Origin of the sequence: Nocardiopsis gilva YIM 90087 (assembly GCF_002263495.1) — a bacterium.
Taxonomy (GTDB): domain Bacteria; phylum Actinomycetota; class Actinomycetes; order Streptosporangiales; family Streptosporangiaceae; genus Nocardiopsis_C; species Nocardiopsis_C gilva.
Genome location: NZ_CP022753.1, coordinates 991,848 through 1,015,388 on the forward strand (window position 1 = coordinate 991,848; position 23,541 = coordinate 1,015,388).

The 23,541-nt window shown below is 67.1% G+C and carries 27 protein-coding genes and 1 tRNA gene; 16 read left to right on the forward strand and 12 right to left on the reverse strand.

Translation table 11 applies throughout. The annotated features are described in order from the left end of the window. Positions 1-13: 13 nt before the first annotated feature. The 3 genes from cysS to CDO52_RS04815 all read left to right on the forward strand — a co-directional run bounded on the left by cysS (position 14) and on the right by CDO52_RS04815 (position 2,669). Positions 14-1,417: a cysteine--tRNA ligase gene (gene cysS, locus CDO52_RS04805; protein WP_026126304.1), complete on the forward strand. Its 1,404-nt coding sequence runs from the start codon at positions 14-16 to the stop codon at positions 1,415-1,417. A gap of 158 nt (positions 1,418-1,575) precedes the next feature. After that, positions 1,576-2,556, forward strand: coding sequence for a 23S rRNA (guanosine(2251)-2'-O)-methyltransferase RlmB (rlmB, locus tag CDO52_RS04810; protein ID WP_017621234.1), 981 nt, complete (start codon positions 1,576-1,578; stop codon positions 2,554-2,556). 40 nt (positions 2,557-2,596) lie between these two features. Next, a tRNA-Thr gene (locus CDO52_RS04815) sits at positions 2,597-2,669 on the forward strand. A 160-nt stretch (positions 2,670-2,829) separates the two neighbouring features. Here the strand turns inward: CDO52_RS04815 and CDO52_RS04820 are convergent. Next, a complete protein-coding gene (locus CDO52_RS04820; protein WP_017621233.1) occupies positions 2,830-3,045 on the reverse strand; it encodes a hypothetical protein in 216 nt (71 codons plus the stop codon). Then, a complete protein-coding gene (locus tag CDO52_RS04825; RefSeq protein ID WP_017621232.1) occupies positions 3,042-3,488 on the reverse strand; it encodes a hypothetical protein in 447 nt (148 codons plus the stop codon). The genes CDO52_RS04820 and CDO52_RS04825 overlap by 4 nt, the downstream gene beginning before the upstream one ends. A 376-nt stretch (positions 3,489-3,864) precedes the next feature. On the opposite strand from CDO52_RS04825, the gene CDO52_RS04830 reads away from it, so the two are divergent. Together CDO52_RS04830 and CDO52_RS04835 are read left to right on the forward strand one after the other, a co-directional pair. Further along, positions 3,865-4,716, forward strand: coding sequence for a helix-turn-helix domain-containing protein (locus tag CDO52_RS04830; protein ID WP_026126303.1), 852 nt, complete (start codon positions 3,865-3,867; stop codon positions 4,714-4,716). Between the two features lie 6 nt (positions 4,717-4,722). After that, positions 4,723-4,908 (forward strand): DUF397 domain-containing protein, encoded by a 186-nt coding sequence (locus CDO52_RS04835; protein ID WP_083920103.1) that lies wholly within the window; start codon positions 4,723-4,725, stop codon positions 4,906-4,908. A 94-nt stretch (positions 4,909-5,002) separates the two neighbouring features. Here the strand turns inward: CDO52_RS04835 and CDO52_RS04840 are convergent, their stop codons facing one another. Both CDO52_RS04840 and CDO52_RS04845 read right to left on the reverse strand, forming a co-directional pair. After that, positions 5,003-5,248 (reverse strand): hypothetical protein, encoded by a 246-nt coding sequence (locus tag CDO52_RS04840; RefSeq protein ID WP_094932220.1) that lies wholly within the window; start codon positions 5,246-5,248, stop codon positions 5,003-5,005. 407 nt (positions 5,249-5,655) lie between these two features. Then, the gene (locus CDO52_RS04845) at positions 5,656-5,994 is read right to left on the reverse strand and encodes a sugar ABC transporter substrate-binding protein (RefSeq protein WP_017621229.1); all 339 of its coding nucleotides are present in this window, start codon (positions 5,992-5,994) and stop codon (positions 5,656-5,658) included. 84 nt (positions 5,995-6,078) lie between these two features. On the opposite strand from CDO52_RS04845, the gene CDO52_RS04850 reads away from it, so the two are divergent. Further along, positions 6,079-6,561, forward strand: a complete 483-nt coding sequence (locus tag CDO52_RS04850; RefSeq protein ID WP_152471859.1) for a hypothetical protein — start codon at positions 6,079-6,081, stop codon at positions 6,559-6,561. A gap of 443 nt (positions 6,562-7,004) precedes the next feature. Here the strand turns inward: CDO52_RS04850 and CDO52_RS04855 are convergent, their stop codons facing one another. The 5 genes from CDO52_RS04855 to CDO52_RS04875 all read right to left on the reverse strand — a co-directional run bounded on the left by CDO52_RS04855 (position 7,005) and on the right by CDO52_RS04875 (position 11,365). Beyond that, the gene (locus tag CDO52_RS04855) at positions 7,005-7,922 is read right to left on the reverse strand and encodes a MinD/ParA family ATP-binding protein (RefSeq protein WP_017621227.1); all 918 of its coding nucleotides are present in this window, start codon (positions 7,920-7,922) and stop codon (positions 7,005-7,007) included. A gap of 79 nt (positions 7,923-8,001) precedes the next feature. Then, complete coding sequence (locus CDO52_RS04860; protein WP_017621226.1) at positions 8,002-9,327, reverse strand: EsaB/YukD family protein; 1,326 nt, start codon at positions 9,325-9,327, stop codon at positions 8,002-8,004. 41 nt (positions 9,328-9,368) lie between these two features. After that, complete coding sequence (locus CDO52_RS04865; RefSeq protein ID WP_017621225.1) at positions 9,369-10,403, reverse strand: TNT domain-containing protein; 1,035 nt, start codon at positions 10,401-10,403, stop codon at positions 9,369-9,371. Positions 10,404-10,652: 249 nt separating this feature from the next. Continuing rightward, complete coding sequence (locus CDO52_RS04870; RefSeq protein ID WP_017621224.1) at positions 10,653-10,958, reverse strand: pore-forming ESAT-6 family protein; 306 nt, start codon at positions 10,956-10,958, stop codon at positions 10,653-10,655. A 71-nt stretch (positions 10,959-11,029) separates the two neighbouring features. Further along, entirely contained in the window at positions 11,030-11,365 is a 336-nt protein-coding gene (locus CDO52_RS04875) for a hypothetical protein (protein ID WP_017621223.1), read from the reverse strand. 247 nt (positions 11,366-11,612) lie between these two features. On the opposite strand from CDO52_RS04875, the gene CDO52_RS27185 reads away from it, so the two are divergent. The 6 genes from CDO52_RS27185 (at position 11,613) to CDO52_RS28545 (ending at position 16,841) form a co-directional block, all read left to right on the forward strand. Then, positions 11,613-11,951 carry a hypothetical protein gene (locus CDO52_RS27185; RefSeq protein WP_157745427.1) on the forward strand — a complete coding sequence of 113 codons (339 nt, stop codon included), beginning with the start codon at positions 11,613-11,615 and terminating at the stop codon, positions 11,949-11,951. Between the two features lie 39 nt (positions 11,952-11,990). Then, a protein-coding gene (locus tag CDO52_RS04880; RefSeq protein WP_394340787.1) for an IS5 family transposase occupies positions 11,991-12,883 on the forward strand; the annotation gives its coding sequence in 2 pieces (ribosomal slippage) (positions 11,991-12,699 and positions 12,699-12,883; 894 coding nt in all). 151 nt (positions 12,884-13,034) lie between these two features. Next, the gene (locus tag CDO52_RS04885) at positions 13,035-13,403 is read left to right on the forward strand and encodes a DUF6507 family protein (RefSeq protein WP_017620329.1); all 369 of its coding nucleotides are present in this window, start codon (positions 13,035-13,037) and stop codon (positions 13,401-13,403) included. A gap of 82 nt (positions 13,404-13,485) precedes the next feature. Continuing rightward, positions 13,486-15,951, forward strand: coding sequence for a CdiA C-terminal domain-containing protein (locus CDO52_RS27190; protein ID WP_152471772.1), 2,466 nt, complete (start codon positions 13,486-13,488; stop codon positions 15,949-15,951). 12 nt (positions 15,952-15,963) lie between these two features. Beyond that, positions 15,964-16,323, forward strand: a complete 360-nt coding sequence (locus CDO52_RS27195) for a hypothetical protein (RefSeq protein WP_152471771.1) — start codon at positions 15,964-15,966, stop codon at positions 16,321-16,323. Between the two features lie 59 nt (positions 16,324-16,382). Beyond that, the gene (locus tag CDO52_RS28545; RefSeq protein WP_232524386.1) at positions 16,383-16,841 is read left to right on the forward strand and encodes a hypothetical protein; all 459 of its coding nucleotides are present in this window, start codon (positions 16,383-16,385) and stop codon (positions 16,839-16,841) included. Between the two features lie 254 nt (positions 16,842-17,095). On the opposite strand, the gene CDO52_RS04895 is transcribed toward CDO52_RS28545, so the two are convergent. Next, the gene (locus tag CDO52_RS04895) at positions 17,096-17,500 is read right to left on the reverse strand and encodes a hypothetical protein (protein WP_033301270.1); all 405 of its coding nucleotides are present in this window, start codon (positions 17,498-17,500) and stop codon (positions 17,096-17,098) included. A 608-nt stretch (positions 17,501-18,108) separates the two neighbouring features. On the opposite strand from CDO52_RS04895, the gene CDO52_RS04900 reads away from it, so the two are divergent. Both CDO52_RS04900 and CDO52_RS04905 read left to right on the forward strand, forming a co-directional pair. Next, positions 18,109-18,480, forward strand: coding sequence for a BlaI/MecI/CopY family transcriptional regulator (locus CDO52_RS04900; protein WP_017620326.1), 372 nt, complete (start codon positions 18,109-18,111; stop codon positions 18,478-18,480). Further along, on the forward strand, positions 18,477-19,547 hold the full coding sequence (locus tag CDO52_RS04905) for a M56 family metallopeptidase (protein WP_017620325.1): 1,071 nt from the start codon (positions 18,477-18,479) through the stop codon (positions 19,545-19,547). Before CDO52_RS04900 ends, CDO52_RS04905 begins: the two co-directional genes overlap by 4 nt. On the opposite strand, the gene CDO52_RS04910 is transcribed toward CDO52_RS04905, so the two are convergent. Both CDO52_RS04910 and CDO52_RS04915 read right to left on the reverse strand, forming a co-directional pair. Continuing rightward, positions 19,514-20,269 (reverse strand): tRNA-dependent cyclodipeptide synthase, encoded by a 756-nt coding sequence (locus CDO52_RS04910; protein WP_017620324.1) that lies wholly within the window; start codon positions 20,267-20,269, stop codon positions 19,514-19,516. The two genes, CDO52_RS04905 and CDO52_RS04910, sit on opposite strands and share 34 nt — an antisense overlap. Positions 20,270-20,431: 162 nt before the next feature. Next, complete coding sequence (locus CDO52_RS04915) at positions 20,432-21,181, reverse strand: hypothetical protein (protein WP_017620323.1); 750 nt, start codon at positions 21,179-21,181, stop codon at positions 20,432-20,434. Between the two features lie 139 nt (positions 21,182-21,320). Here CDO52_RS04915 and CDO52_RS04920 point away from each other — a divergent pair, with 139 nt between their 5' ends. Both CDO52_RS04920 and CDO52_RS04925 read left to right on the forward strand, forming a co-directional pair. Then, positions 21,321-22,151: a cupredoxin domain-containing protein gene (locus CDO52_RS04920; protein WP_232524387.1), complete on the forward strand. Its 831-nt coding sequence runs from the start codon at positions 21,321-21,323 to the stop codon at positions 22,149-22,151. Beyond that, complete coding sequence (locus tag CDO52_RS04925; RefSeq protein ID WP_017620321.1) at positions 22,148-23,485, forward strand: hypothetical protein; 1,338 nt, start codon at positions 22,148-22,150, stop codon at positions 23,483-23,485. The genes CDO52_RS04920 and CDO52_RS04925 overlap by 4 nt, the downstream gene beginning before the upstream one ends. Positions 23,486-23,541 lie beyond the last annotated feature (56 nt).

Genomic DNA, 23,541 nt, shown 5'->3' on the forward strand with positions numbered 1-23,541 from the left:
TACCCTTGGCACTGTGAGTTTGCGCTTCTATGACACCCGAGCCCGCGAGGTCCGCGATTTCACGCCCCTGCACGAGGGGTGTGTCTCGCTGTACCTGTGTGGCGCGACGGTGCAGGCGCCTCCGCACATCGGGCACGTGCGCTCCGGTGTGAACTTCGACATACTCCGGCGCTGGCTCGTCTACAAGGGCTACCGCGTCACGCTGTGCCGCAACGTCACCGACATCGATGACAAGATCATCAACGTCGCGCAGGCCGAGGGCGTGCCGTGGTGGGAGGTCAGCGAGCGCAACCAGCGCGCGTTCGACTGGTCCTACGACATCCTCGGCTGCCTGCCGCCCACTGTGGAGCCGCGGGCGACCGGGCACGTGCCGCAGATGATCGAGCTGATGCGTCGGCTGATCGACGCCGGGCACGCGTACGCCGCCGACGACGGTTCCGGTGACGTCTACTTCGACGTGCGGTCGTTCCCCGAGTACGGGGCGCTGTCCAACCAGCGGGTCGACCAGATGCGCGGCGCCGCCGATACCGACACCGACCGCGACAAGCGCGACCCCCGCGACTTCGCCCTGTGGAAGGGCGCGCGGCCGGGGGAGCCGAGCTGGGCCACGCCGTGGGGCCGTGGGCGGCCGGGCTGGCACCTGGAGTGCTCGGCCATGGCCACCGAGTACCTCGGCGCGACCTTCGACATCCACGGCGGCGGGCTGGACCTGGTCTTCCCGCACCACGAGAACGAGATCGCGCAGTCGCAGGCCGCCGGGGACGGGTTCGCCCGCTACTGGTTGCACAACGGCCTGCTGACGATGGGCGGCGAGAAGATGAGCAAGTCGCTCGGCAACTCGCTGCTGATCCCGGAGATGGTGCGCAAGGTGCGGCCGGTCGAGCTGCGCTACTACCTCGGCCAGGCGCACTATCGGTCGGTCATCGACTACTCCGACGAGGCGCTGCGCGAGGCGGCCGCCGCCTACCAGCGGATCGAGGGGTTCCTGACGCGGGCGACCGAGGTCGTCGGGCACATCGAACCGGCGCCGGGTGTCCCGGCGGAGTTCGAGGCGGCGCTCGACGACGACCTGGGCGCCTCCCAGGCGCTCGCTATCGTCCACGGGCACGTGCGCGAGGGGAACACGGCGCTGTCGGAGGGGCGCAAGGAGCGCGTCGCCGAGCTCGGCGCGGACCTGCGCACGATGCTCGGGGTGCTGGGGCTGGACCCGCTCTCCGAACAGTGGGCGGGGGCCGAGGACACGGGGTTGCGCGAGGTCGTCGATGCCCTGGTGACCGTGGCCCTGGAGCAGCGCCAGGCGGCGCGGAAGCGCAAGGACTACGCGGCGGCCGACGAGATCCGCGACCGGCTGAACGAGGCGGGAATCTCGGTCGAGGACACCCCGCACGGCCCGCGCTGGGAGCTGCGGCGCGGCTGACCAGGATCGGCTGGGCAGAATCAGCTGACCGAGCCAGTCGAGCCCATACGGCACCATGGCAGTAGAAGCCATTCCGTACACCATCAGACCAACTGACGGGACCGTCCCAGGTTCCGGCATGCACGCGTGCGAAGTGACGCGAGGGGGAGGCGGCGTTCATGCCGGCGAAGAAGAGCAAGAAGGGCCCGACCAAGGGCAGCGGCGGCAAGGGACGTCGCTCTCTGGAGGGCAAGAAGACCACCCTGCCCGCCGAAGAGCGGCACTGGTACCAGGGCAAGCAGCGGCGCGCGGCCAAGAAGACGGCCGCGCCGTCGGCGGCCCGTGGCCAGGGCGGGGCCCGCACCGAGCCCCACGGCCGCACGCACCGCGACAGCGCGGCCAGCGGTGACCTCCTGATCGGCCGCAACCCCGTCGTCGAGGCGCTGCGGGCCGGGGTACCGGCCACCAAGCTCGTCATGCTCAACAGCCTGGACTCCGACGACCGCATCACCGAGGCAGCGCGCCTGGCCGGTGACGCAGGCGTGGAGATCCTGGAGGTGACCCGCGCCGAGCTGGACCGCCGCTGCGAGAGCAACGGGCAGCCGGGCGCGGCCCACCAGGGCATCGCGCTGCAGGTGCGGCCGTATAGGTACTGGCACCACAGCGACCTCCTGAACGCCGCGCTGGACGCGGAGGAGCCCGCGCTGATCGTCGCGCTGGACAGCGTGACCGACCCCCACAACCTCGGCGCGATCGCCCGCTCGGCCGCCGCCTTCGGCGCCCACGGCCTCCTCATCCCGGAGCGCCGGGCGGCCGGTGTGACCATGACGGCCTGGAAGACCTCGGCGGGCACCCTCGCCCGGCTCCCGGTCGCGCAGGCGACCAACCTCACCCGCGCGCTGGAGGAGTACAAGAAGGCGGGCCTGTTCGTGGTCGGCCTCGACGCCGGGGGCGACACCCGGCTCGACAACCTCGACCTGGCCACCGGCCCGATCGTGGTCGTCGTCGGTTCTGAGGGCAAGGGGCTGTCCCGCCTTGTGCGCGAGACGTGCGACGCCGTGGCCAGCATCCCCATCAGCGGCGCCGAATCCCTCAACGCATCGGTGGCGGCAGGCGTCTCCCTCTACGAGGTCGCTCGCCGCCGGACGTCCGGGGAGTAGCCAGAAACCGGTACTATTCGACTGGGTGTCCGAGGCACCGGCCGACGTAGCTCAATTGGCAGAGCAATCGCCTTGTAAGCGATAGGTTAGGGGTTCAAGTCCCCTCGTCGGCTCTTCTCCTTCCTGGCCTGGGAAGACGCGGGAGTATCGCCGCCCAGGGGAACCCGACTTCGCGAGGAAGCGCCCGCCCGGACACGTCCGGGCGGGCGCTCCGCTCTTAGGCCGCCTGACCCCACCCCCTCCGCGGGGCCGGGCGGCCGGTCTGAGGTTGGGTCAGCGCCGTTCGGCCTCGATCCGCCCCAGGCGGGCCTGGACCTGCGCGATGTAGGGGTAGGCGCGCTTGGTGTTGGCGGTGTGGTCGGTCAGGATGAACCGCCATCCGTAGTCGGTGCGGTGCCAGGTGAGCGTGCAGCCGAGAGCTTCGGCCCGGTGGCGCACCTCGGTGAAGATGTCGCCGAGGTGGCCTGGCGGGAGCTGCGGAAAGATCACCGTGCCTCCATCTGCTCGGCGCAGTCGCCGGGGTAGGTGCGCTCGGTAGTGAGCACGACAAGGTTCTCGGCGGTGGCCCCGCATACCGCGCGGCGCTCACGCTGGATGTTGGCGGCGGCGACCAGCGCTGCGAGGTGGGCCGGGTCGTCGCCTTCGCCAGCGGTCTCGGGGATGACCTCGCGGACGTGGTAGCAGTAGGCCCCGGCCGGTTCGTGGAAGAGCGCCACGGTGAAGGTGTTGGCGCGACGCTTGAGCGCAACGCATGGGGGCATCTGCTCGCGGTAGGAACAGAGGTAGCGCCTGGCTCCGCAGATCGCCTCGGCCTGGTAGGTGATGTGGTCCCAGGTCTCCTCCGTGATGGTGACCGGCGCAGCGTGAAAACGGGCCCAGTCCCACAGCTCGCGGCGGTTGGCGACCGTCCAGGTCTTCACGGTGCTCGTCATCGGGTCACCTCTGAGCGAAAGCGCTGGAAGTCCACGTCCTGTGCGGCCCGCTTTCGCTCTACGGCGTGGAGGTAGGGGCGGACGCGCGAGGAGCGTCCTCGAAGTAGGGTGTGCATCGTCAACAGAGCTCCTAAGTCTGTCTGTTGGCCGCGCCCCGGGAGTCCTGGTTGGCACCGACTCGCCGGGGTCTTTCCATGTGCGGCTTGCCATCTCAGATCGCCGCATCCCTGCCCATCCCATAGTGGCCGGAAGCCGCAGAAGTTTCAATACAAAGATTAGGATTCCTGTTATGCGGGGCACAAAAGTTTCGCGAATGGGGTGATCTAACATCGGGGCAGGACGAAGGAGCCGCAGGAAGAAGCGAGGAGCGCGCGTCGTGGCAGACAGGTACAGCCCGACAGTCAGGCGGCGTCGGCTGTCTGCCGAATTGAAAAGATTGCGCGAGGAGTCAAAGCTGACGGCTGAGCAGGTCGGCGAGCGGCTGGGATGGTCCCGCGGGCGGCTCACCAACATGGAGCTGAACAAGTGGAAGCGTCCTGACCCCGTCATCGTTCGAGCGCTTGCGAACCTCTATGGCTGCACCTCGGAGGTCACCGAGGCATTGGTGACGCTGGCACGCCAGTCGAGGGAGAAGGGTTGGTGGACGCGCTATGACGACGTACTGACAGACGCGTATGTCGGCTTCGAGGCCGAAGCGTCTTCGATCTCGACGTATCAGTCCATGGTGGTACATGGACTGCTGCAGACGCCCGAGTATGCGGCCGCATCAGCAAGGGCTGGACAGTCGCGTTCACCGCACATCATCGAGCGCATTGTCCAGGCTCGACAGGAACGCCAGGAGATTCTTGATCGGGAGGATGCACCGAAGTTGTGGTGCGTCCTCGACGAGGCGGTGCTCCATAGACCTGCGGGCGGCAAAGAGGTCATGCGTGACCAGATCCGTCGGCTGCTAGATGTGGTTGAGCGCGAGGAGAACATCAAGATCCAGATGCTTCCCCTCGACCAAGGTCTTCACCAGGGCACTGCTGGTTCCTTCACGATCCTCGACTTCCCTGAGTCCATGGACCCCTCCATCGTCTACATCGAAGTCCGGACAGATGGCCTCTACCTGGACGAACAGGACGAGGTTGAAGTGCACCGAGACGCATGGGATGACATCCGGATGAGGGCCATGCACCCTGATGCCACGGCTGAGCGCATGGCGCTGATCCTGAAGAAGTACGAGTAGGAAACCGTGAACGAGACCCCGAAGTTCCGAAAATCCACCTATAGCGCAACCGCGAACGACTGCGTCGAGGTAGCTGATCTTCATGGAGGCGCCGCCGTCCGCGATTCCAAGAACGCTAGTCGCGGACACATCGCGTTCCCCAGCGACGAGTGGCGTGCTTTCCTGTCCGATGTGAAGCGCGACCGCCTCTAGCAGCCTGCATTAACACGGCCCTCGATCCCAGACGGGATCGAGGGCATCGTCGTCCTACCCGTGTCGTAGGAATACGTCGAGTGGTGGCCTTGTCTCATAGCGGATACCCGCACAGGGTGCACTTGCTTGTGCCCCGGTCGTTCCACGCGGTGCACCTCGGGCAGAAGTCGAGTCGCGGGTTGGTGTCACCCACCTCGATCTTGGTGTCCCGGATGATCTGGTTGAGGTGCCAGGGGTCGGCGAACCCGACCTCACGCGGGAGGCACCCGGTGACGTGGATGCTGGCGATGCCGTCCTTGATGATCACTGCCTGAACCTGCGGGGGATGCGAACGGTACATGGTGGCCACTCCTAACGCCGTCCTCGGCCCGTGTGTGAGCGGTGTCATAAGAATGGCACGGGCTTGTAGGCGCAGGCAGCCGGTTCGCGCGGACTGCCCTGGTAACAATTCATGACTCGTGTGGATACACACCGTTACAGAAGCGATCTCGTGAGTCAGTCCTGAGCGGAGCCATCGAAGCGTCGGCACCCCACGCCGGTCGTGAAGACGGAGACCTCTCGCTGACCCCTACCCCCCCCGTTGATCTCGGAGATATCGACCGAATGTCCGCCATAATTCGGTCGATATCTCCGAGATCAACGGAGATACATGTGGCGCGGTGGGGTGGGTGGCTCGGGGCGGGAAAGCGCCGTCTCCCCATACTGGAGCCGCACGCTTTCCCATCCCCAGTCACCCCGCCCCGAGATCTATTGGAAGGTAGTGAACTTCTCGGCGTTCTCCTTGGTCACGATCTCCGTTCCGGTATCGATGCGCTCTTGGACCTTCTTACCGCGGACGGCGTCCGCTGCGGTCTCCACCGAGATGGTGCCCATCTTCTGTGGGAACTGCGCCACGCTGGCAGTCTCATCACCTGCGAGGATGGCCTTCGACTCCGCAGGCATGGCGTCGAACCCGACCAGGAGCGGATCCTCGCTGAACGGGTTCCGCTTCTTCATCGCCTGGATCCCGCCCAGAATCGGCGGCCCGCAGGCGGCGTAGGCGGCGTCCACGTCGGGGTGGACGCCGCCGATGCCGTTCGGCCGCAATTTCCCGCTGGCCGGGGAGCCCCGTGGGGCGACGGGTTCCGGTAATCAGCACTACAGAGTGGGCTGTACGGGGTCGGAGACGCGATGCGTGCCGCTGAAGAACGGAACCGTCCAACCCCGCCGGGCGGCGACGCCCTCCGGAAGATCATTGAAGTGGTGCGCGACTACGCCGCCGAGTTCGGTGGGGCTGCGCCGCTCACCACGCGGGTTGCGGACAGCTCAACCAGCCTAAGAATCTTGGATGCTTCAGGACGATTGGTGGGCTGCGAGGCTGACCGGGACCTGCCATGGGACCTGCTCGAGGAATTGTGGGAAGTAGAAGCCCATCCGGAGGAGGGTGGGTGGCTCTACCTCCGCGTCGCCATTACTTCGGACGGCGAGGCCGTCGATCGAGCCTACGACCACTGGCCTACCTGGCAACGGGCGGATGACCGCCATGAGGCAGCGGCTCCGATCGGTGAACTCCGACAGGAGATGGCCCGGCGAGCCCCGCAGTGGCGGCCCGACTGGATGCCGCTCCTCGACGAGGCGGTCATGTTCGCGCCGCCCTGGTCGGTAGAGTCCTGACCTCGGCTTCCGAGCGGAAGAGACGCGAGGCGGACTCCGATTTCCCCCTTCGTCATCAGGCCGGGGTGACCGTCGACGGGCTTCGTGATGCCCTGTGGCGGAATGTCATTCTCGGGGGTTCGTCCGTGTGGAGGGTCCCACGTTCTTCGTCCGGCGGATGAGTCGGTGGACCGTACGCCTGAGCCGTGATGTCGGGAGGTCGGGGAGGGTATTGAGCTGTTGTTCGTAAGTGGGGCCTGCGGTCGCCTGGGGACGGTGTGGCGGCCGGGGGCGCGGTTGTGGTTGTGGGGCTTCCTGAGGCGTCGGCCGGTCGCCGGCTTCGAGGAAGGCGCGGGCGGAGTCGTCGTCCACGGTGGCCGGGACGCTCGGCCGGGGATGGTTCTGCACGGGCGCCCACCTCCTCAGGCTCGGGTCGGACAGCGGACGTGGCGTCGTGGGCTCGCTCACCGGGCGCGGCGCAGGGCCTCAAGCGCGATGCGCGTCGCGGCGGTGCGGGTGGTCTCGGCGATCCGCTGCGGATCGAACGCGGCGGTTGCGGCGAGGTGTCGGTCGTAGCCGATCCGGACGACCGCCGCCCCGCTCTGGCGCAGGATATCGGCGGCTCCGGCGGCGTCGAAGGTCGGATCCTCACCCGGCTCCTGCTCGACGAACACGACCACGATGTCGGCCGGGAGCGCCGCGTTGCCGTGGGCGGTCATCCAGTCGAAGGCGCGCGCGATGCTCATCGCCCCGTCCCGGGTGGCCGGGGCCACCAGCACATGGGCGTGAGCGCTGGCCTGCGCGGCTCGGTTGAAGCCGTCGAAGACGTCGGCGCCGCGGTCGATGAGCGTGACGCCGAAGAACCGGGTGAGAGGCAGCAGCGTTCGGTGGAAGGTCTGGCCGTCGACACCACCGCGGCGCCCGTTCTGAACACCGGGCAGCATCCAGAGCCGGTCCCGCACCCGGGTCAGATACGGACGCAATTCCTCGAAAGAGTCGGGATCGCTCTCGCCGCGCTCGACGTCGCCGAGGGACGACTCCGGCCGGACGCCGAGGCGGCGCGCGAGCGCGTCCGAGCCGGGGGTGATGTCCATGGTGAGCACGCGGTCGTTCCGGTAGTGGGCGAAGACGGTGGCGAGTAGGGCGGTCACCGTGCTCTCGCCCGCGCCGGCGCGCGGCCGGCTCACCACGATCCTGCGGCTGGTGGTGATGGTCTGCTGCAGGGACTCCCCGAGTTCGACAGCGGAGTGGGTTCGGTCCGAGGGCTGGAAGGGCAGCATGATGCCCCGGCCGAACCGCCGCAGCAGGGAGTCCCCGTGCCGGTCCGACGCCGTCATCGCGTCGACGCTCGGCGGCTCCACTCGCCCGGTGCGCTCGCTCATCTCACCCTGACCTCGCTGTCGTCACTCTGTCCTCGTCAGCGGCCTAGCGCCGTAGATCTCGCTCCCGTTCTCCGCTCCCTCAGAAGGTGGACAGGAGCCGCTGGTAGGTCCCGAACGCCCCGATCGCCACGGGGATGAACACGACGATCGCCACAGCCTCGACGCGGTCGGTGATCCGGCGGAGGCGCGCCCGGACATAGGCGGGCGGATCCGTTGTGAGCACCACGATGGGGATGGCCAGGCTCGCTAGGAGGAGGCCGATCGCGGCCGCGGCTCCCCACGGCGCGGAGTCGCTCACGGCCGCGGCGAGGCTGACCACGATCGCCACCGTCGCCGCCAGCAGCGGCGCCTTCTCCGTGATCAGGGGGAACATCCGTGACCTGCTGCCCACCACGACCGCGAGGAGCGCCGCCAGGGCGGCGCTCCACGCATTCAGGTGGGTCGTGAGGCCGAAGCCCGCCACCGCCGCGGTGATCGCGACCGCGATGGTCGAGACGACCATGCCGTTGTGGGCGTTGGCCAGCGCGCTGCGCACATCGGTGCTGGCCACCACCGAACCCTCGCTGCGCCGGTCGTCGAGCATCGTCAGCCCTGAGAAAGTCAGCGCGATCCTGAGGAGGAGGCCCAGGAGGACGGTGCACGCGACGGCGGCCAGGATGGAGGCGCGGGCGAAGGTGAGGCCGAAGGTCGCCGAACCCGTCCACAGGAGGGCCAGCATCAGCGCGACTCCGCCCCCGACGAGGCCGCCGCGGCCGAGACGGGAGGTGAGGCCGAGGCCGACGACGAGGAGCGCGGCGACGGCGGCGAGCCCGCCCCAGCGTGCCCATTCGGGCCAGGCGAACAGGTCGGCGGCGGCCCAGACGGCGAGTCCCGCCACGGCCCCGCCGCTGACGGAGAGCGCTGTGCCCAGCGGCTCGCGCCAGAAGGGTCCGACTATCGCGCCGGTGGCCGCCAGCAGGACCGCGATCGCCGCGAGGGAGAACACGCCCGTCTGGGCGCCGGTGAGGCTCCAGACGATGCCACCGATCGACAGGCAGAGCACCAGCGACGCGGCGGTGGCGGTCCACCGGGCCGCCCCCGGCCCCCACAGATTCTTGTGTCCGTCGAGTGCGGAGCCCACCGCCTCGGGGACCTCGTGCACAACGGGCGCGGGCAGGGGGTCATCGGCGCGGACGACACGGAGAACGGCGCCGTCCGCGATGTCCTTGTCAGACAGGGTGGATCCGCCGTCGAGGAAGTCACCGGCGGCGGTCATGAGGTGGAGCGGGACGGCCGGGTTCTGCACGGGGTCGCCGAGGAGCCGGAGCAGCTCCGGCATGAGGGCGCCGATCGGTTCCTCGGCGGGCAGGACGGCGTCGACCCTGCGCCGCTCTCCGACGAGGGTCACCCGGCTCCACGTGGTCATGGGGGTGCGTCCAATCGTTTCTTCGTCTCTGCGTCTAGTCGTCAGTTCCGGCCGTCATCGGAAGGAGAAGGTGGGGCGGGCGTGGACGGGGTGGGGGAAGGCCGGGGAGCGGGAGAAGAAGGCCGGTCGCTCGGGAGGTGGCCGGCCGCCGCGACGGGCTCAAGGTATCCATTGGCGACCAGCCAGCGAATACTCGGCAGCTGCGGCGGCTGGGCGAATCCGTCGGCGGTGACGCGGAAGCGTACGCCCTCGCCCCCGGTGAGAGACGCCTGCGCCTGGAAGGGGTAGGCGACCTGGTAGCGGTGGTAGGCGTCTGCGTCATTCCGGACGGTTCCGGGGAGGCCACGCTCGGCGAAGGGCGTGCCGTCGGGGAAGAACAGGGAGCCGCTCTCCTGGCCGTAGGCGTCCACCACCTGGCCCGGCTCAAGGGTCACGCGACTCGGGGTGCCAGCTCGCCCATCGATCTTCTCCCGGACGGACGTGGCGAGTTCGGAGGTCTGCTCGGAGGCCTTCTGCTCCTCCTCGTCGCTGAGCACGCGGGGGTCGGCGGCGCCCGTCACCAGCTCCAGGTACAGCCAGCGTGCGGCCTCGTCCTCTGTGCGGAACTCGGCGCCGGTGCGTCCCTGCGCGAACTCGACGATGCCGATGGAGTAGCCGTCGGCGCCTTCCTTGGTCAGCAGGTAGTAGCTGGAAGCAGTGGCCGGGTCGGGGCGGTCGTCGCCGGGGAGGACGTAGAGGTCCGGGGGCACGTGGGCCCGGTCGAGCTCCTTCCGCAGCATCGGGAAGGTGACCTCGGCACCGATCCAGTCGGCGGGGAGGGGCGCGGTCGCGGCGTTGGGACCGGCCGCCTGCTGCTCCTGCTGTTCCTTCTGGCTTTTGAGGTGGTTCTGCAGGAACGACCAGCCGACCGTGCCCGCGCAGATGACAGCGGATACGACCAGGCTGGCAATGATCTTTCCGATGTTCTCGTCGAGGCGTCGGCGGGTGCGCTGGGGGCCGAAGAACACGGCTTCGCGGAGTCGCTTGCGGCGCACGGCGGTCGACTCCAGCAGCTGACTGTCGTAGTCGCGTGCCATCGCAGACTCCCTTCGAGGCCTCGGCGGTGGTTTGTCCCTACCGGATCGCGATCACGCGCACGGCACGCGGCGGGACGCGGAGTACGGAGGTGATGGACCACGGAACGGGAAACGCACGGAACGGGAGGGGCGTCCGTCGCGTGGACGGACACCCCTCCCGTGGACGCATGTGGTGCCTCTCGATACTTCCAGACCTCCCGGACCACCGCACACTCAGGGGTGGGCTGACCAGGGAGGAGGCGTCAGACGTCAGATGCCCTGGACCGCTGCGCTGGCACGGCCGAGCGTGGACTGGGCGGTGCCGTCGTTGGTCTCCAGGGTCTCGCGGACGAGCCGGATGATGTCGCGGACCTCATTGCCCGCGTTGTGCCACTTCAGTTCCTTCTCGCTGTACTCGTCGGAGACGCCAGTGGCCTCGAAGTCGGCCATCGCCTTGCTCACGTCGACGTCGTGCTCACCGATGAGGGATTCCAGCCGCGACATGACGGCGTGGATGTTGGTCTGGGACTCCTGCGAGGCGCCGAGGTCGTAGCTGTTGCGTCCGTTGCCGCTCATTGAGGGAACTCAACTCCTTGGAACACGGTGGGGATCGTTCGGGGAGGGACCCGGGGTCACGTCGGGCGCGGTCAGGCCGTCCGGAACTTCGCGGCGTCGAAGTTGGCCGCTGACATGTTGCGATTGGCGTCGTCGGCCATGTTCTGGTTACCGCTCGAGAAGGCCGACTGCATGCCGTACTGCCCCTCGTTGACGCGACCGAGGCCGGAGTTGAGGTCGGCAGTGATCCCGTCGGCACGGGCCTTGAACGAGTCGAAGGCGGCCTTCCCCGCGCCGTTGAACTTCCCGGACAGCGGCTCGGCCGCCTGGATCAGCTGCGTGATCAGGTTGCTCAGTTCGTCGGTCGCCCCCGAGGTACTGCGGGCCAGGGTCGTCAGGGTCTGGTCGCCGAAGTCCCAACGTGACATCTCTTCACCCGTTCCTCGTCGTCCATCGGTTGCGGGGGTCGGGGCCGCCCGCGCGTTCGCTGAGCCACCACTGGCGGACAGGGGGCTCTCGGGGGTCGGACGCGCACAGCGGACCGCTGGTTTCCTGTGGTGGGCGTGACCGTAATTAATACAGCTGCTCTCACCGTGCGTCGTCAAGCATAGGCATAATGCCGACAAACGGAACTCGGCGGATGCGGGTGAGCACGCTGCGCATGTGGGGAGATCGATGAAGTTTCAGCAGGTAGACCCGGGCGAGTGGGACTCCGCCGAACCTTCTGCCGCGGCCGAGGGGCGTCCGGCACCGGATGTGTCCTCAGGCACACCCGACTCCGCTGAACAGATGGATCCAGCAGCCCGGCTCAGCGCAGCGGCATCCCTATTGACCTGCGATATCGGCCGCGATGCTGCCAGCGCGAGCGAATCGATCGCGGCGTTGATGCAGCGAATCGCCGACCGCAACCGAAAGTCGACCGATTTCGGCCACCCCGCCCCACCACCCCCACCCACGACCTTCCGCGCCGACCGCTTCGCAGGGTCCCCGCCACCGGAAGGTGCCTCCGACTAGGGCCTGTTTTTTGAATCGGCGGGTGGAGTGGGGCTCGCGCTGGCAATCTTGGTGAGCGTGTCCGGCCGTCATGAACTCACCGATGCCGAGTGGGCCCTGCTCGCCCCGCTCATGCCCGACAACCCGCCCAAAGGCGGCCAATGGGCCGACCACCGCCGCGTCATCAACGCCGTGCTGTTCCGAACCCGCACCGGGATCCCCTGGCGTGACCTGCCCGAACGCTACGGCCCCTGGGAGACCGCGGCCGGGCGCCACCGCCGCTGGTGCCTGGACGGCACCTGGCAAAGGATCGCCGACCGGCTGCGCATCGACGCCGCCACCGGAGAAGACCTGGTGGTCGGCATCGACTCCACCAGCGTGCGCGCCCACTCCCACGCCGCCGGAGCCGCGAAAAAGGGAAGCGGTACGGGACGAAGCGGACGGCTCGGAAGCACTGGGACGTTCCCGGGCGGGCTGACCACCAAGATCCACCTGATCGCCGACCAGCGCAGGCGGCCGCTGGTGACCGCGACCAGCCCCGGCCAGCGCGGTGACGCGCCCATGTTCGAGCCGCTGATGGTCGCCCTGCACCTGCCCCGCTCGGTCGGGCGCCCCCGGACCAGGCCCGACCGGCTGCTCGCGGACAAGGCCTACTCCTCAGCGGCGATCCGCTCCCACCTGAGCAGGCGCGGTATCAAGGCGACCATTGCCCAGCCCGCCGACCAGCGGGCCAATCGCAGGCGCAGGGGATCGGCGGGCGGTCGGCCCCGGCTTTCGACCGGGGTGCCTACCGCGGCCGCAACACTGTAGAACGGGCGATCAACCTGCTCAAGCAGAACCGGGCCGTGGCCACCAGGTACGACAAGCGCGCCGCGATCTACGACGGGACCGTCCAGCTCGCCTCGATACGGATCTGGCTACGCGACCTCACCCGTTCGAAAAACACTGCCTAGACAGGACCACCGCTCAACACCGCCCTATGGCCGAAGGCGGCCACGATGCCGCATGCATCGGATTGGAACTGTCGCTACCGTTCGGTAGTCATATCTGGGCGCGCAGTTACAGCAATATCGGCCTCACGGAGCCGCACGGGAGGACAAGTACGTGAGCGGGTGGGACATCAACCCCGAGGGTGTCGGCGGCGTTCTGCAGACGGTCTCCGGTCACCTGGGCGACGAGGAGGGGACCGAAGGTCTGACCTCCGACATCAAGTCGTTCGGCAATCACATCGAAACGGCGGCCGTCAAGGCGGACAGCGGACCGATCGGAACCGCGTTGCATGGGTTCTTCGACAAGTACTCGGAAGAGATGCGGGCCATGGCGTCCAAGACCGCCAGCGCAGTCAACGGGTGCGGCAACGCGGTGAGCGCCTACATGGACGGGAACCTCGAAATGGCCGCGGAAGCCCAGAGCAATGCCGGAACCGTCGAGGACCCGGGCCTGAACCGCCCGAAGGGCGCCGAGCTGCAATAACCCCCCATTGGTAGGCGGCACGGCCGCTCCTCCACGATCCCCTTCCCCCGCACATGCAGCGCAACAGGATGGCGAGGCGTCGTTGAGCGACTCCGAGATGGTCAACTTCAAGAAGGTCTTTGTTCCCGACGTTGACCCCGATGAACTGGAAACGGCCGCCGCCGGACTCAAGAAGGACGGCAGCAACATCGCCGACGCCGGCAACGACATCAAGTCCGCCTGGCAGGGCCTGAGCGAGGTCTATTCCGCCCCCGAATCCGAGCAGCTGCTGTCGGCGATCAACCCGGTGGCCACCAAGGGCGACGACATTGATGACGCCACGAGCACGGTGGCAGACGCGCTGCTCACCTTCGCCGAGAAGGCCCGCAAGCTCAAGAAGCGCTTGGAAAACCTCAGGCACGATGCGCTTCTGTTCTTTGCAGCTCACAGCAGTGACGAGGACTGGGCCGACGACGAGGATCTGCGCGAGGAGAACAACAAGCGCAAGACCGACATCGATGCCGCTTTCCTCGAATACCAGGCGGCTGAGCGGGAGTGCGCCAACAAGATCACTCCGCTGTACGACGGCCCTGAGTTCGTCGCGGACAACGGCGAGATCATCCCCGCAGGCAAGAAGGCCTACGGGGTTGAAGAGATCCCCGAAGAGGCGGCGATGCCCTGGGGCTCCACCGTGGAGCCGGATTCCAACTTTTTCCTTGACCTAGGTACCGCACTTTGGGAATTCACACCGCTGGCTATGGGCTGGGACGCTGGGGTTAACGCAGCGTACGCGTCAGGCTTCTATACCGACGAGGGCTGGGGCGTGGAGTCCGCAGAGGAGTGGTGGGGAAACGTGATGGCCCACCATGACGAGACGAACAAGAATATGCGGGCATTGGTGGGCCAGGTCAAGGTTCAAGGCACTGGTCCCGGACTTTGGGGCGAATGGGAGTTCAGAGAGGGCGTAGCCGACGAAGCGTGGAGCGGCGTGTGGGACGGTATGACTGGCTTGAGCCAGTGGGATGATCGTCCGGGATACACCATCGGGACCTCCGTTATGACGACGATCAGCTTTATCGGTGGTGCTGCTGGATTGGCCCGTGGGGGAACCCGGGCGTTGGCCACGGCTGGTCGGGCTATCAGCAAGTGGAAACCGGGCCTTGGCTCCTTCAACCCCAATGGCGGTGTGCCCACCCTGGGAAGAGGAAAGTTCCCGAACCCATCGTTGGACTTCGGCGGCGAGCACGGCGCTTCGCCAGGCTTTGGCACCCACGAGTCCTCGGGAACTGATCACGGTCCTTCGGCCAACAGTGGTCAGGGATCTCCCAGCGAGGGTTATCAGGGATCCAGCCCTGATTCCTCGGGAGACGGGCTGCCTGGCCGTCAGCAGGAAGGACCGGGGCAGTCGGGACACACCCCCGACAGCAATGGCGCCCACAGCTCCTCAGCCGGTAACGACCACGGGACACAGCCCGACTCCTCGCCCGAACCGCGTGTGAACCAGGAGTCTCAGACCCAGCACGGCCAGGCTCCCTCCACTCCCGCCCAGAGAAACGGCTCCACGACACCGGAGCGCCACGACGAGGCCGGAGTCGGTTCCCGCGAAGGAGCCTCGGACAGCTCTGCCCCGGCTCGTGACAACCACGCCAACACCGACCGAACCACTACCGAAGTCCAGCGCGACATCTCGCGGCTCGAGGAGCTGACGAAGAAGCACGATGGCAACATCGACGCAGCCCTAGACGAACTCGCGCGCGAACGCCAACCCGAACTCGTCGGTGCAGGGGCTCGACATGGAGACATGGGACCCACCGCCTCCGCAGGAGACGGTCCGGGATCCCCGAACTCGGGCACAGGACACGGCGGGGAACACTTGTACACGCCACAGGAGTCGGTCTCACATGGAGGCAGCATTCGCCCAGACTCCGGCGGTTCGACAGGAGGAGGGCATGGCTTCGGCCAGGACTCCTCGGGGACTCCAGGAAACGGTAGTAGCGGCGTTGGGCCAGCTGATGACCACGGGATTGGCAGTGGTGGCAGCGGATCCACGCCAGATGGCGGAGTGGGTAGCGTCAAGCCGTCGAAACCCATACTCGCGGGCATAGGCGAATCCGTTCCACACGAAGGCCGTCTGCCTCGCCCAGAAGACCTCCCGCCTGGAACACGAAAGCATCCGACAGTGGAAGAATTGCGTGATCGGACTGGCGAGGGGTGGGAATACTACGATAGTAAAGAACGTGAGATCGCCGAGTTCCTCCAGGAACATGGGATCGAGGTGCGCTCTGTAGATGTCGCCCGCTCGGATGGAGTGAAGTCACCAGACTCCGTTATTGAGGGAACCAACTCAACGCTCGAATTTAAGACTGTTGAGACATCTTCGAAAAACGCATTGATTCAGAACATTCGAAAGGGTCGTGACCAGTCAAGCCGACTCGCCATCGATCTTCGGGCTGGGGGGACGACGCAGGATGCGGCGATGGCAGGACTCAAGGACGCTCTTCGCAGATATGGTGGGGACCTCGAGGAGATCGTTCTCATTGGTGACGGTTACGTAATCACCTGGCCCTAAAGGGAGAAGTAAATGGCACATTCGGAAACAATTATGGTTTCTGCTCAATATGACGAAGTTGTCTCTGTCATGTCCTCCCTTTCTTCGTCGGTCTCGTCGGGCAGGAGTGGCGACGTCGCGGAGGTTCGCATTGATGACCTCGTGTTGGATGTTGAGTCGTTCGATATTTATGAGGGATTCGCCACAGCGATAGATGTCTACGGAAAGTCGAGGGAGGGTGCAATCTCGAATGCACGGCATATTTTTGACCTCCTTTCGAAAGTAACGAGCTGGAGAATCGCTCTCGGTTTTGACGAGAAGGATAATCCCATTGTTGAGCGGCCCGAGCAGGCGGCTGGGGGTGAAAGGGGGCAGGATGGTGGACGAGCTTGAGGACGCCCTGCAGGATGGAGTACTTGACTGTGCGGAAGTGAAGGGAAAGCCAAGCGGAGATGGAGACTGAAATCAAGAGAGGGCACTTGGGTCCTGTTGAGCAACATCAAATTCTTACGAATATCGGGAGGGAAATCGTTTCGGGTGTGCCTGATAACTGGGAAGGACTTGAATACAGCGCCAAGTCGATCATTAGTGGCACGGCCGATCTCCTTTTGGCCACCTATGACGGCGGCCAAACTGAGTCAATAGACATGCCCGACAGTATCTTGGGAATGTTGAGGGAACTGCGCGCTGGCATGTACCAAGAAGCCAAGGGTACGTGTTCAATGAAATACACCATCGTGCGTCCTGGTAACTTCAATACCGAGTTCAACTATGATAATGACCCGGGATTCACGTTTGAGCCGACGCCAGAGGAATTCGTGCGTGATCTTCAATGCTTCCCTCGTGATGATGAATACATTCCCGCCTGGCTGCGCGAGAAAATTCGGGCCGCTGAAGAGGGCGGTGAATAAGAAGCGTGGCCGGTGATTTCACTGGGGTCTGGAGGATTTCTGCCTGGCCTATGACGCTGAACTTCACGGACCCGAACTCAGTATCGAGGTCGAGTCGCCGTGTATTGCCGGTATCCTGCTGAAGCGCCCCTGGGTCGGCGAGTTTGATACCTGGGTCGAGGTGCCGCGAGGATGCTTAGTGCGTGCTCCCACCACCGGGAAATGAGGGGATCTCGCTGAGTTCTCGGTGGCGGGGGCGGTCGAGTGGGGCTTCGTTAGTTCCCGGAGCTGCTTTTTCCTGACCGGTAGTGCATCCGCGCGTCCTTGGTCAGCGTGAATGAGACGATGAGGACGCTCATGACGAGGGTTGCGACGGCGCCGATGTTGTTTCCGTTCTGCCCATCGGATACAGCGGAACCGATAAATGCGACGATGCCCAGCGCGGCAAGTGCTGAGTGGAAGCAGGCGATGGTCCACATGACCGCTTGCGAGCGCTTGACCGCGAGGAGGCCGAGGACGAACGAGGAAATCCCGATCGCCACGGCCAAGGCACCGACGATTCCGAGCACAGTCGATAGGGTCGCATTGCTTGACCCGGGAGCGGCGGTATGGCCGACGATGAAGCTGCCGAAGCTGACGAAAAGGCCCGCGGCGAGCTCAAGAGCTCCGAGGATGAACATGAGGATGCGGGCATTGGTGACTGACTGGGGTGGCCTGGGCTTGGCTGGCTGTTGCCAGTAGGGAGTGCCGTATGGCGCCGCTGGATAGCCGGGGTAGCCGGTCGGGTAGGGCTGTCCGGGCTGGGGAGCCTGCGGGTGCTGAGGGAACGGTTGGGCGTACTGGCCAGAGGCAAGCTGCGCTTGTTGCCCCGCGTTGGGTGGTGCGTACGGCCCCGGGTTGGGCTGCGCGTGCGGTCCGCCGGGTGGGGGAGCGGCGGGGTCAGGATGTTCAGGATGCACGGAACGTCTCCTGGTGGTCGGTTTGGGTAACCGGGGCAATGTACATGTTTTGGGCGCGCCCAGTGGACGCCTGTAGTGCGGCGGAATGGGTTTTGCGAAGTGTCGTCCAGCTGCCACCTGGGCGGGGCTTCTGCGGAGTGAATGCCGTGTGGCCGCGTGTGGACAGTTCGGGGCGAAGGTGGGCTCGGCTGGGCGTGGCGCGCGTCCGTGGCTGGATCGACTCGGAACCTCGAGAATGGCTTCCAGAAATCACCTAAGCTGATTGAGTATGCGGCGGGTGTGCTGCGATCTCGCCGAGGTGTGAGGAAGTAGTAGGAGGCAGGAGGCCGATGGCGAAGTTCGGGGAGCTTGAGGCAGCGATCATGAGATCGGTGTGGGCGGGCAGTGAACCGATGCGCGTGCGGGATGTCGTTGATGACCTGCAGCGTGAACGCGACATCGCCTTCAACACCGTGCAGACCGTCATGGACATCCTCTTCCGCAAGGGCTGGCTGAAGCGGGCCAAGGAAGGGCGGGCCTACCGGTACTGGGCGGCCGCGTCTCAGGAGGACTACGCCACCAAGCTTGTTGAGGAGGCTCTCGAGTCCGCTCCCGACCAGGCCGCCGTCCTCTCCCGACTGATCACCCAGTTGCCCGAAGACGAGCTCTCCGGACTCCGTGCCGCCCTGAATGACGCCAAACGCCGCGAGGGTATGACGTGATCATCGCGCTGCTGCTCCTGGGGTACGGCCTCCTCCTCGCGGTCTTCGGACCCCTGGCTGTGCGGCGGGCGCGCTGGGTCGAGCGGGCTCCGCGGCTCGGCATCGCCGCATGGCAGACGCTCAGCATCGCCTTCCTCGCTTCTCTCGTGCTCGGCGGGCTGGCACTCAGCGTGCCCGATCTGCGGCTCGACACCGGCCTCGCTCAGCTGCTCGACGCCTGCCTGGCCGCGCTCCGTGCGCAGTACGCCACGCCTGACGGCATCGCCATCGGCCTCAGTGGGCTCGGGCTGGCGCTTCTGCTGGGGCTGCGCTGCGCGTGGTCCATCGCCCGGACCCTCACGCGCGCCGTTGCCGACCGCCGCCGCCACGTTGACGCCCTCCGCATCCTGGCCCGTCAGGATCGAGCCACCGGCGCCATGGTCCTCGAATACGCGCTGCCCGCCGCCTACTGCCTCCCCGGGAACCGCGGCCAAATCGTCCTGACCAGCGGCGCCCTGGACGCGCTCTCACCCGAACAGCTCCAGGCAGTGCTCGCGCACGAACACGCCCACCTGCGCGGCAGGCACGACCTCGTGGCCGCGGCCGCCACCGGCATGGCCGACGCCTTTCCCGGCCTGCCGCTGCTCCGCGTGATCAGGGACGAGACGCTGCGCCTACTTGAGCTGGCCGCCGACGACGCCGCAGCCCGCACTACCCACCGCCTCGTGGCAGCCGAGGCCCTGCTCAACGTCGCCGACCACCACCGCCCGGCCGGCGCCTTCGCCGTCGGAGGGCCGGGCACCGGCGACCGCGTCAAGCGCCTCATCGCCGGTGTGGCCCCCTTCGGCCGGAGTCGGGCGCTGCTGGTGGGCACCCTCGCGGCCATGCCGATCGCGGTGCCGCTGACGCTCTTCGCCGGACCCGCCGCTGCCCTGGTCGACTCCACCTGCTGTCCTACCGACATCCCGACCATGCGCCACCCCGTCGAGGTGTGTGCGTCCATGCCGAACATGCAGGACTGCCTCACGCTCCGCCCCGGCTACTCCGACGCTCCCTACGGCACTGGGCCGAGCTGGACGAATCCCTGACCGTCCTGTGGCCCCCAGGGAAGACGGCGTTGAAAAAGGCGTTCCACGAAATCCGGTGGCCGGTGGTAGCAGAACACCGATGACGCCGTTCCCACGATGTGGGGCGTGTGCGTGAAGAACGGAAGTTCGGCCAGCAGATAGCGGGCCGCGATGCCCATGCGCTCCGTGGTCAGCTCGGCCGACTCGACCCGATCCGCGAGTATCCACCGACCGGCGTCCAGACAAGCTTCCTGGAATGCGGCATCGGCGTCGAAGAGTGCGTGTGCCTCGCCCAGAAGCCGCTCGTAGCGACGGTTGCCCGCGAGAGTGCCGGAGTCGAGGATCATCCCTTGCGGCTCGGCCGCGCCCACCGCGTCAAGCGCTCGGATCATCTTGTTGCGCAGGTAGTTCGCCTGTCGTCGCGCCTTGGCCGAGGCACGTCGCCGCGGGTAGCCCGACGCTTCGAGCGTCAACGCCGACGGCCCATCGGGCATGTAGAGGTGGACTGTGGAAAAGCGGTCCAGCGCCCACCGGGCCAGCACGGTGATCCGCTCGGTGGTGAAGTACCCGTTGAACGGGCTGATCCCCAGGCAGGCGTGCTCACCCTTGTCGAACGCCGATGCGCAGGAGGGGGAGAGCGGCCGAACTCTCGGCCCCTCCTCGGCGGTGTCCCGCGCGGGCGGTGCGGCATCGCCTGACCTGGGTGGAGCGATCACGCCGGGCGTTTCGGGCGTACCGGACACGGGGGTTCCTCGCTCTCGTGGTCGTGTCGTCCCTGTCTGGGTGCGCACGGGGGGAGGGGCGCTCCCATCCGGTGACCAGTCTTGCCTAACGTGCTTAGGTTTTGTGGGATCGGGGCGTGGGTGTGTCCCCCGATGTGCGACGGGGCGGCGGGCGGGTGCCTCTTATTCCCCGGGCTTGAAGTCGAAGTCGTCCGGGACCTCGACATCGGCGTCCTTCGGCCCGTAGATCAGGGCGATCTGGCCACGCGGCTTCAGCTCGATCCGTGCCGGATCGCCGTCGAAGGGCTCCCCGTCGACATAAGCGCGCAGCGTGTTGGTCTCGTCCGCCTCCAGTCCGCCGAGCGTGTCCTCGTCCAGCTTGACGTCCCACTCGGCGAAGAGCTGGCCGAGCGTGTAGCGCTTGTCGTCGGTGGGCGCCTCGATGTGGATGACACCGCGCTCATCGTGGGTGTGCAGCTCCGACATGGCGGTCCCTGCCGGGTGGATGCCGATGTTGGCCGGCACGGTCACCGGCTCCCCGTCCACGATCACGTCGAGGTGCGTGTGGAAGTGCTCGGCCGTTCCCTCCATCGGAGCCACGCGCAGGCTGGCCTTCTCGGCCAACGCGACCGGGTCCTCCGGCAGAGGCCAGGGCGGAAGGTTGGTCCCCTCTCCGCTCACCAGCTCGGGGAGCGGGGTGGTCTTCTCGGAGTCCGGTAGCTGGGTGATCCCCCACCCGGCGATGCCGATCACGAGGATGCCCATGGCCGCGACGGATCCGAAGACCAAGACGCGCTTGCGTCGTTCCCTGCGTGCCTGCTCGGCCTGCATGAGGGCGATCTTCTCGGCTCGCTGACGCTTGCGCCGCTGCTTGGAAGCGCCAGTGGAGGTCGAGGATGAGGACGAGGAGTTCGTGTGGCCGCGCGACGACATGATCGGACAACCTCCTGACGAGGGGACGGGCGTGCCAACTATACCTAAACACCTAAGGTGTATGGGTATAGTTGCCCGCGCCGCGATAACTCGTACGCCGCCCCACCCGGGATCCGACCCCCGAGGAGGTCTTTCTCCGATGCCTCTGCCTCTCATGCCGCCACGCGCCCGCCTGGGCCTCGCAGGAGCAGTGACCGTGCTCGTTCTCGCTGGGTGTGCCGCAGATTCGGACACCGACGCGCCTAACCCAACGGCCTCGGCTTCTTCTCCCGCGCCGTCCTCCGAGAACGACTCCTCGTCCGGCCATGGGCACAAGCACGAGATGCGGGAGGCCGAGGGAGCCCCGGCGCCTTCGGTGAGCATGCAGGTGAGCGAGGACCCTGTGTCGGGCTGGAACGTGCGGCTCAAGGTCAAGGAGTTCGCCTTCACCCCGGAGCGCGCCGGCGGAAAGCCCCGTGACGCGGAAGGCCACGCCCACCTGTACGTGGACGACGAGAAGGTCGCCCGTGTCTATGGCTCCTGGTACCACCTCCCCGCCTCGGCCGTGCCCGAGGGCGAGCACACCCTGTCGGTGCGGCTCTCGGCCAACGACCACAGCACCTGGGGCATTGACGGAAAGCCGATCGCCGACAGCGCCACGATCACGGGAGAGGGCAGTGACGGCTCATCTGCGTCCTCCGACACCGACAACGACAGCGAAGGTGACGCCGACGTCACCGCCGAGATCAGCGTGAGCGACGGATCCGTCTCCCCCGAGCCCGGTCGGCTGGAGGTCGAGAAGGGGCAGCGGGTGCGCATCGAGGTCACCGCTGATACCGCTGACACTGTCCACCTGCACGGTTACGACATCGGGGAATCGGTCGGGCCCAAGAAGCCGGCCGTCCTCACCTTCACCGCTGATCAGGCCGGGGTCTTCGAGCTGGAAACCCACGACTCCGGACTCCTCCTCACCCAGGTCGCGGTTGAATGAACCCGAATCTCGGCCTCGCTGTCGATCTCGCGCACGGTATCGGCGGACGCGACGACCTGCCACTACCGCTCTCACACGCCCTGACCGGCGCGGCCGTCGCCGTCGTCGTGTCGTTCGTCGCGGCGGGGCTGCTCTGGCGCACACCGCGGCGGCCCGGCGACACCGCGGGGCGCCCGCTGCCGCCACGCCTCCAATCGGCCCTTGACGGGCCGGTGATCCGCTGGGGGCTGCGCCTGCTCGGGCTCGCCGCAGCCGTCTTCGCCGCGGTAGCGGCGGTGCTCGGGCGGAACGACGCGCTCAACCCGGTGCCGGGGTTCGTCTACGTGTTCCTCTGGGTCGGACTGGTCCCCGCCTCGCTGCTCTTCGGGCCGGTGTGGCGGCTGCTCAACCCGCTGCGCACCGTCCACCTGCTCCTGGCCCGCCTCACACGCACCCCTCCCGACCGCGGGCTATGGCGCTGCCCCGACTGGCTCGGGTACTGGCCGGCGGCGGCCGGGCTGCTCGCCTTCACCTGGTTGGAGCTGGTGTGGCCGCACAGCACGGATCTGGCGAGCCTGCGACTGTGGTTCGCGGCCTACGCGGCCGTGCAGCTCCTCGGTGCGCTGGCGTTCGGAAACCGGTGGTTCGACCGCGCCGACGCCTTCGAGGTGTACTCCACCCTCATCGGGCGGCTCGCCCCGCTGGGACGTCGCGGCGACGGGCGGCTGGTCCTGCGCGGGCCGTTCAGCGGGCTCGACGGGATGAAGCCGGTCGCGGGCATCACGGCAACAGTGTCGGTGATGCTCGGTTCCACCGCCTTCGACAGCCTGGCCAGCGCGCCGTGGTGGATCGGCTACACCCAGACCGTCCCCCTGCCCGGGCTGCTCACCGGAACACTCGGCCTGGTCGGCATGGCGCTGCTGGCCGCGGCTCTGCTGTCGGGAGGCGCGCTCCTGGCCGGCGTGATCGGGGGGCGGAGCCGGGCCGGGCTGCCGTCGGCGTTCGCCCCCTCGGTCATCCCGGTGGCCACGGGCTACCTGATCGCCCACTACTTCTCACTGTTCCTGTTCGAGGGCCAGCGCACCCTCATCCTGGCCTCCGACCCGCTGGGCACCGGCGCGAACCTCTTCGGTACCGCCGAGCGCGGGGTGGAGTTCAGCGTGGTTTCCCCGGAGACGATCGCGTTGGTCCAGGTCGGCGCGGTGGTGGCCGGCCACGTCGTGGGCGTGGTCGCGGCGCACGACCGGGCGATCCGGCTGTTCGCGGCGCGCCGGGCCGTGCTCACCCAGCTCCCGCTGCTGGTGCTCATGGTCGCCTACACCGTTGGCGGGCTCGCCCTGCTGTTCGCCACGTGAGCGCCTCGGTGGCGTGTTTCTCGGGGGTGCGGGCCACGGCACACAGGACAACGCCT

Excerpts from the sequence above, each read along its gene's own strand:
- CDO52_RS04900 (WP_017620326.1), top strand. The coding sequence starts at position 18,109 with ATGGCGAAGTTCGGGGAGCTTGAGGCAGCGATCATGAGATCGGTGTGG.
- CDO52_RS04855 (WP_017621227.1), bottom strand. The coding sequence starts at position 7,922 with ATGAGCGAGCGCACCGGGCGAGTGGAGCCGCCGAGCGTCGACGCGATG.
- CDO52_RS04915 (WP_017620323.1), bottom strand. The coding sequence starts at position 21,181 with ATGTCGTCGCGCGGCCACACGAACTCCTCGTCCTCATCCTCGACCTCC.
- CDO52_RS04850 (WP_152471859.1), top strand. The coding sequence starts at position 6,079 with ATGCGTGCCGCTGAAGAACGGAACCGTCCAACCCCGCCGGGCGGCGAC.
- CDO52_RS04825 (WP_017621232.1), bottom strand. The coding sequence starts at position 3,488 with ATGACGAGCACCGTGAAGACCTGGACGGTCGCCAACCGCCGCGAGCTG.
- CDO52_RS04865 (WP_017621225.1), bottom strand. The coding sequence starts at position 10,403 with ATGGCACGCGACTACGACAGTCAGCTGCTGGAGTCGACCGCCGTGCGC.
- CDO52_RS04875 (WP_017621223.1), bottom strand. The coding sequence starts at position 11,365 with ATGTCACGTTGGGACTTCGGCGACCAGACCCTGACGACCCTGGCCCGC.
- CDO52_RS28545 (WP_232524386.1), top strand. The coding sequence starts at position 16,383 with ATGGAGACTGAAATCAAGAGAGGGCACTTGGGTCCTGTTGAGCAACAT.
- CDO52_RS04870 (WP_017621224.1), bottom strand. The coding sequence starts at position 10,958 with ATGAGCGGCAACGGACGCAACAGCTACGACCTCGGCGCCTCGCAGGAG.
- CDO52_RS27195 (WP_152471771.1), top strand. The coding sequence starts at position 15,964 with ATGGCACATTCGGAAACAATTATGGTTTCTGCTCAATATGACGAAGTT.
- rlmB (WP_017621234.1), top strand. The coding sequence starts at position 1,576 with ATGCCGGCGAAGAAGAGCAAGAAGGGCCCGACCAAGGGCAGCGGCGGC.
- CDO52_RS04840 (WP_094932220.1), bottom strand. The coding sequence starts at position 5,248 with ATGTACCGTTCGCATCCCCCGCAGGTTCAGGCAGTGATCATCAAGGAC.
- CDO52_RS27185 (WP_157745427.1), top strand. The coding sequence starts at position 11,613 with ATGAAGTTTCAGCAGGTAGACCCGGGCGAGTGGGACTCCGCCGAACCT.
- CDO52_RS04920 (WP_232524387.1), top strand. The coding sequence starts at position 21,321 with ATGCCTCTGCCTCTCATGCCGCCACGCGCCCGCCTGGGCCTCGCAGGA.
- CDO52_RS04860 (WP_017621226.1), bottom strand. The coding sequence starts at position 9,327 with ATGACCACGTGGAGCCGGGTGACCCTCGTCGGAGAGCGGCGCAGGGTC.
- CDO52_RS04895 (WP_033301270.1), bottom strand. The coding sequence starts at position 17,500 with ATGTTCATCCTCGGAGCTCTTGAGCTCGCCGCGGGCCTTTTCGTCAGC.
- CDO52_RS04925 (WP_017620321.1), top strand. The coding sequence starts at position 22,148 with ATGAACCCGAATCTCGGCCTCGCTGTCGATCTCGCGCACGGTATCGGC.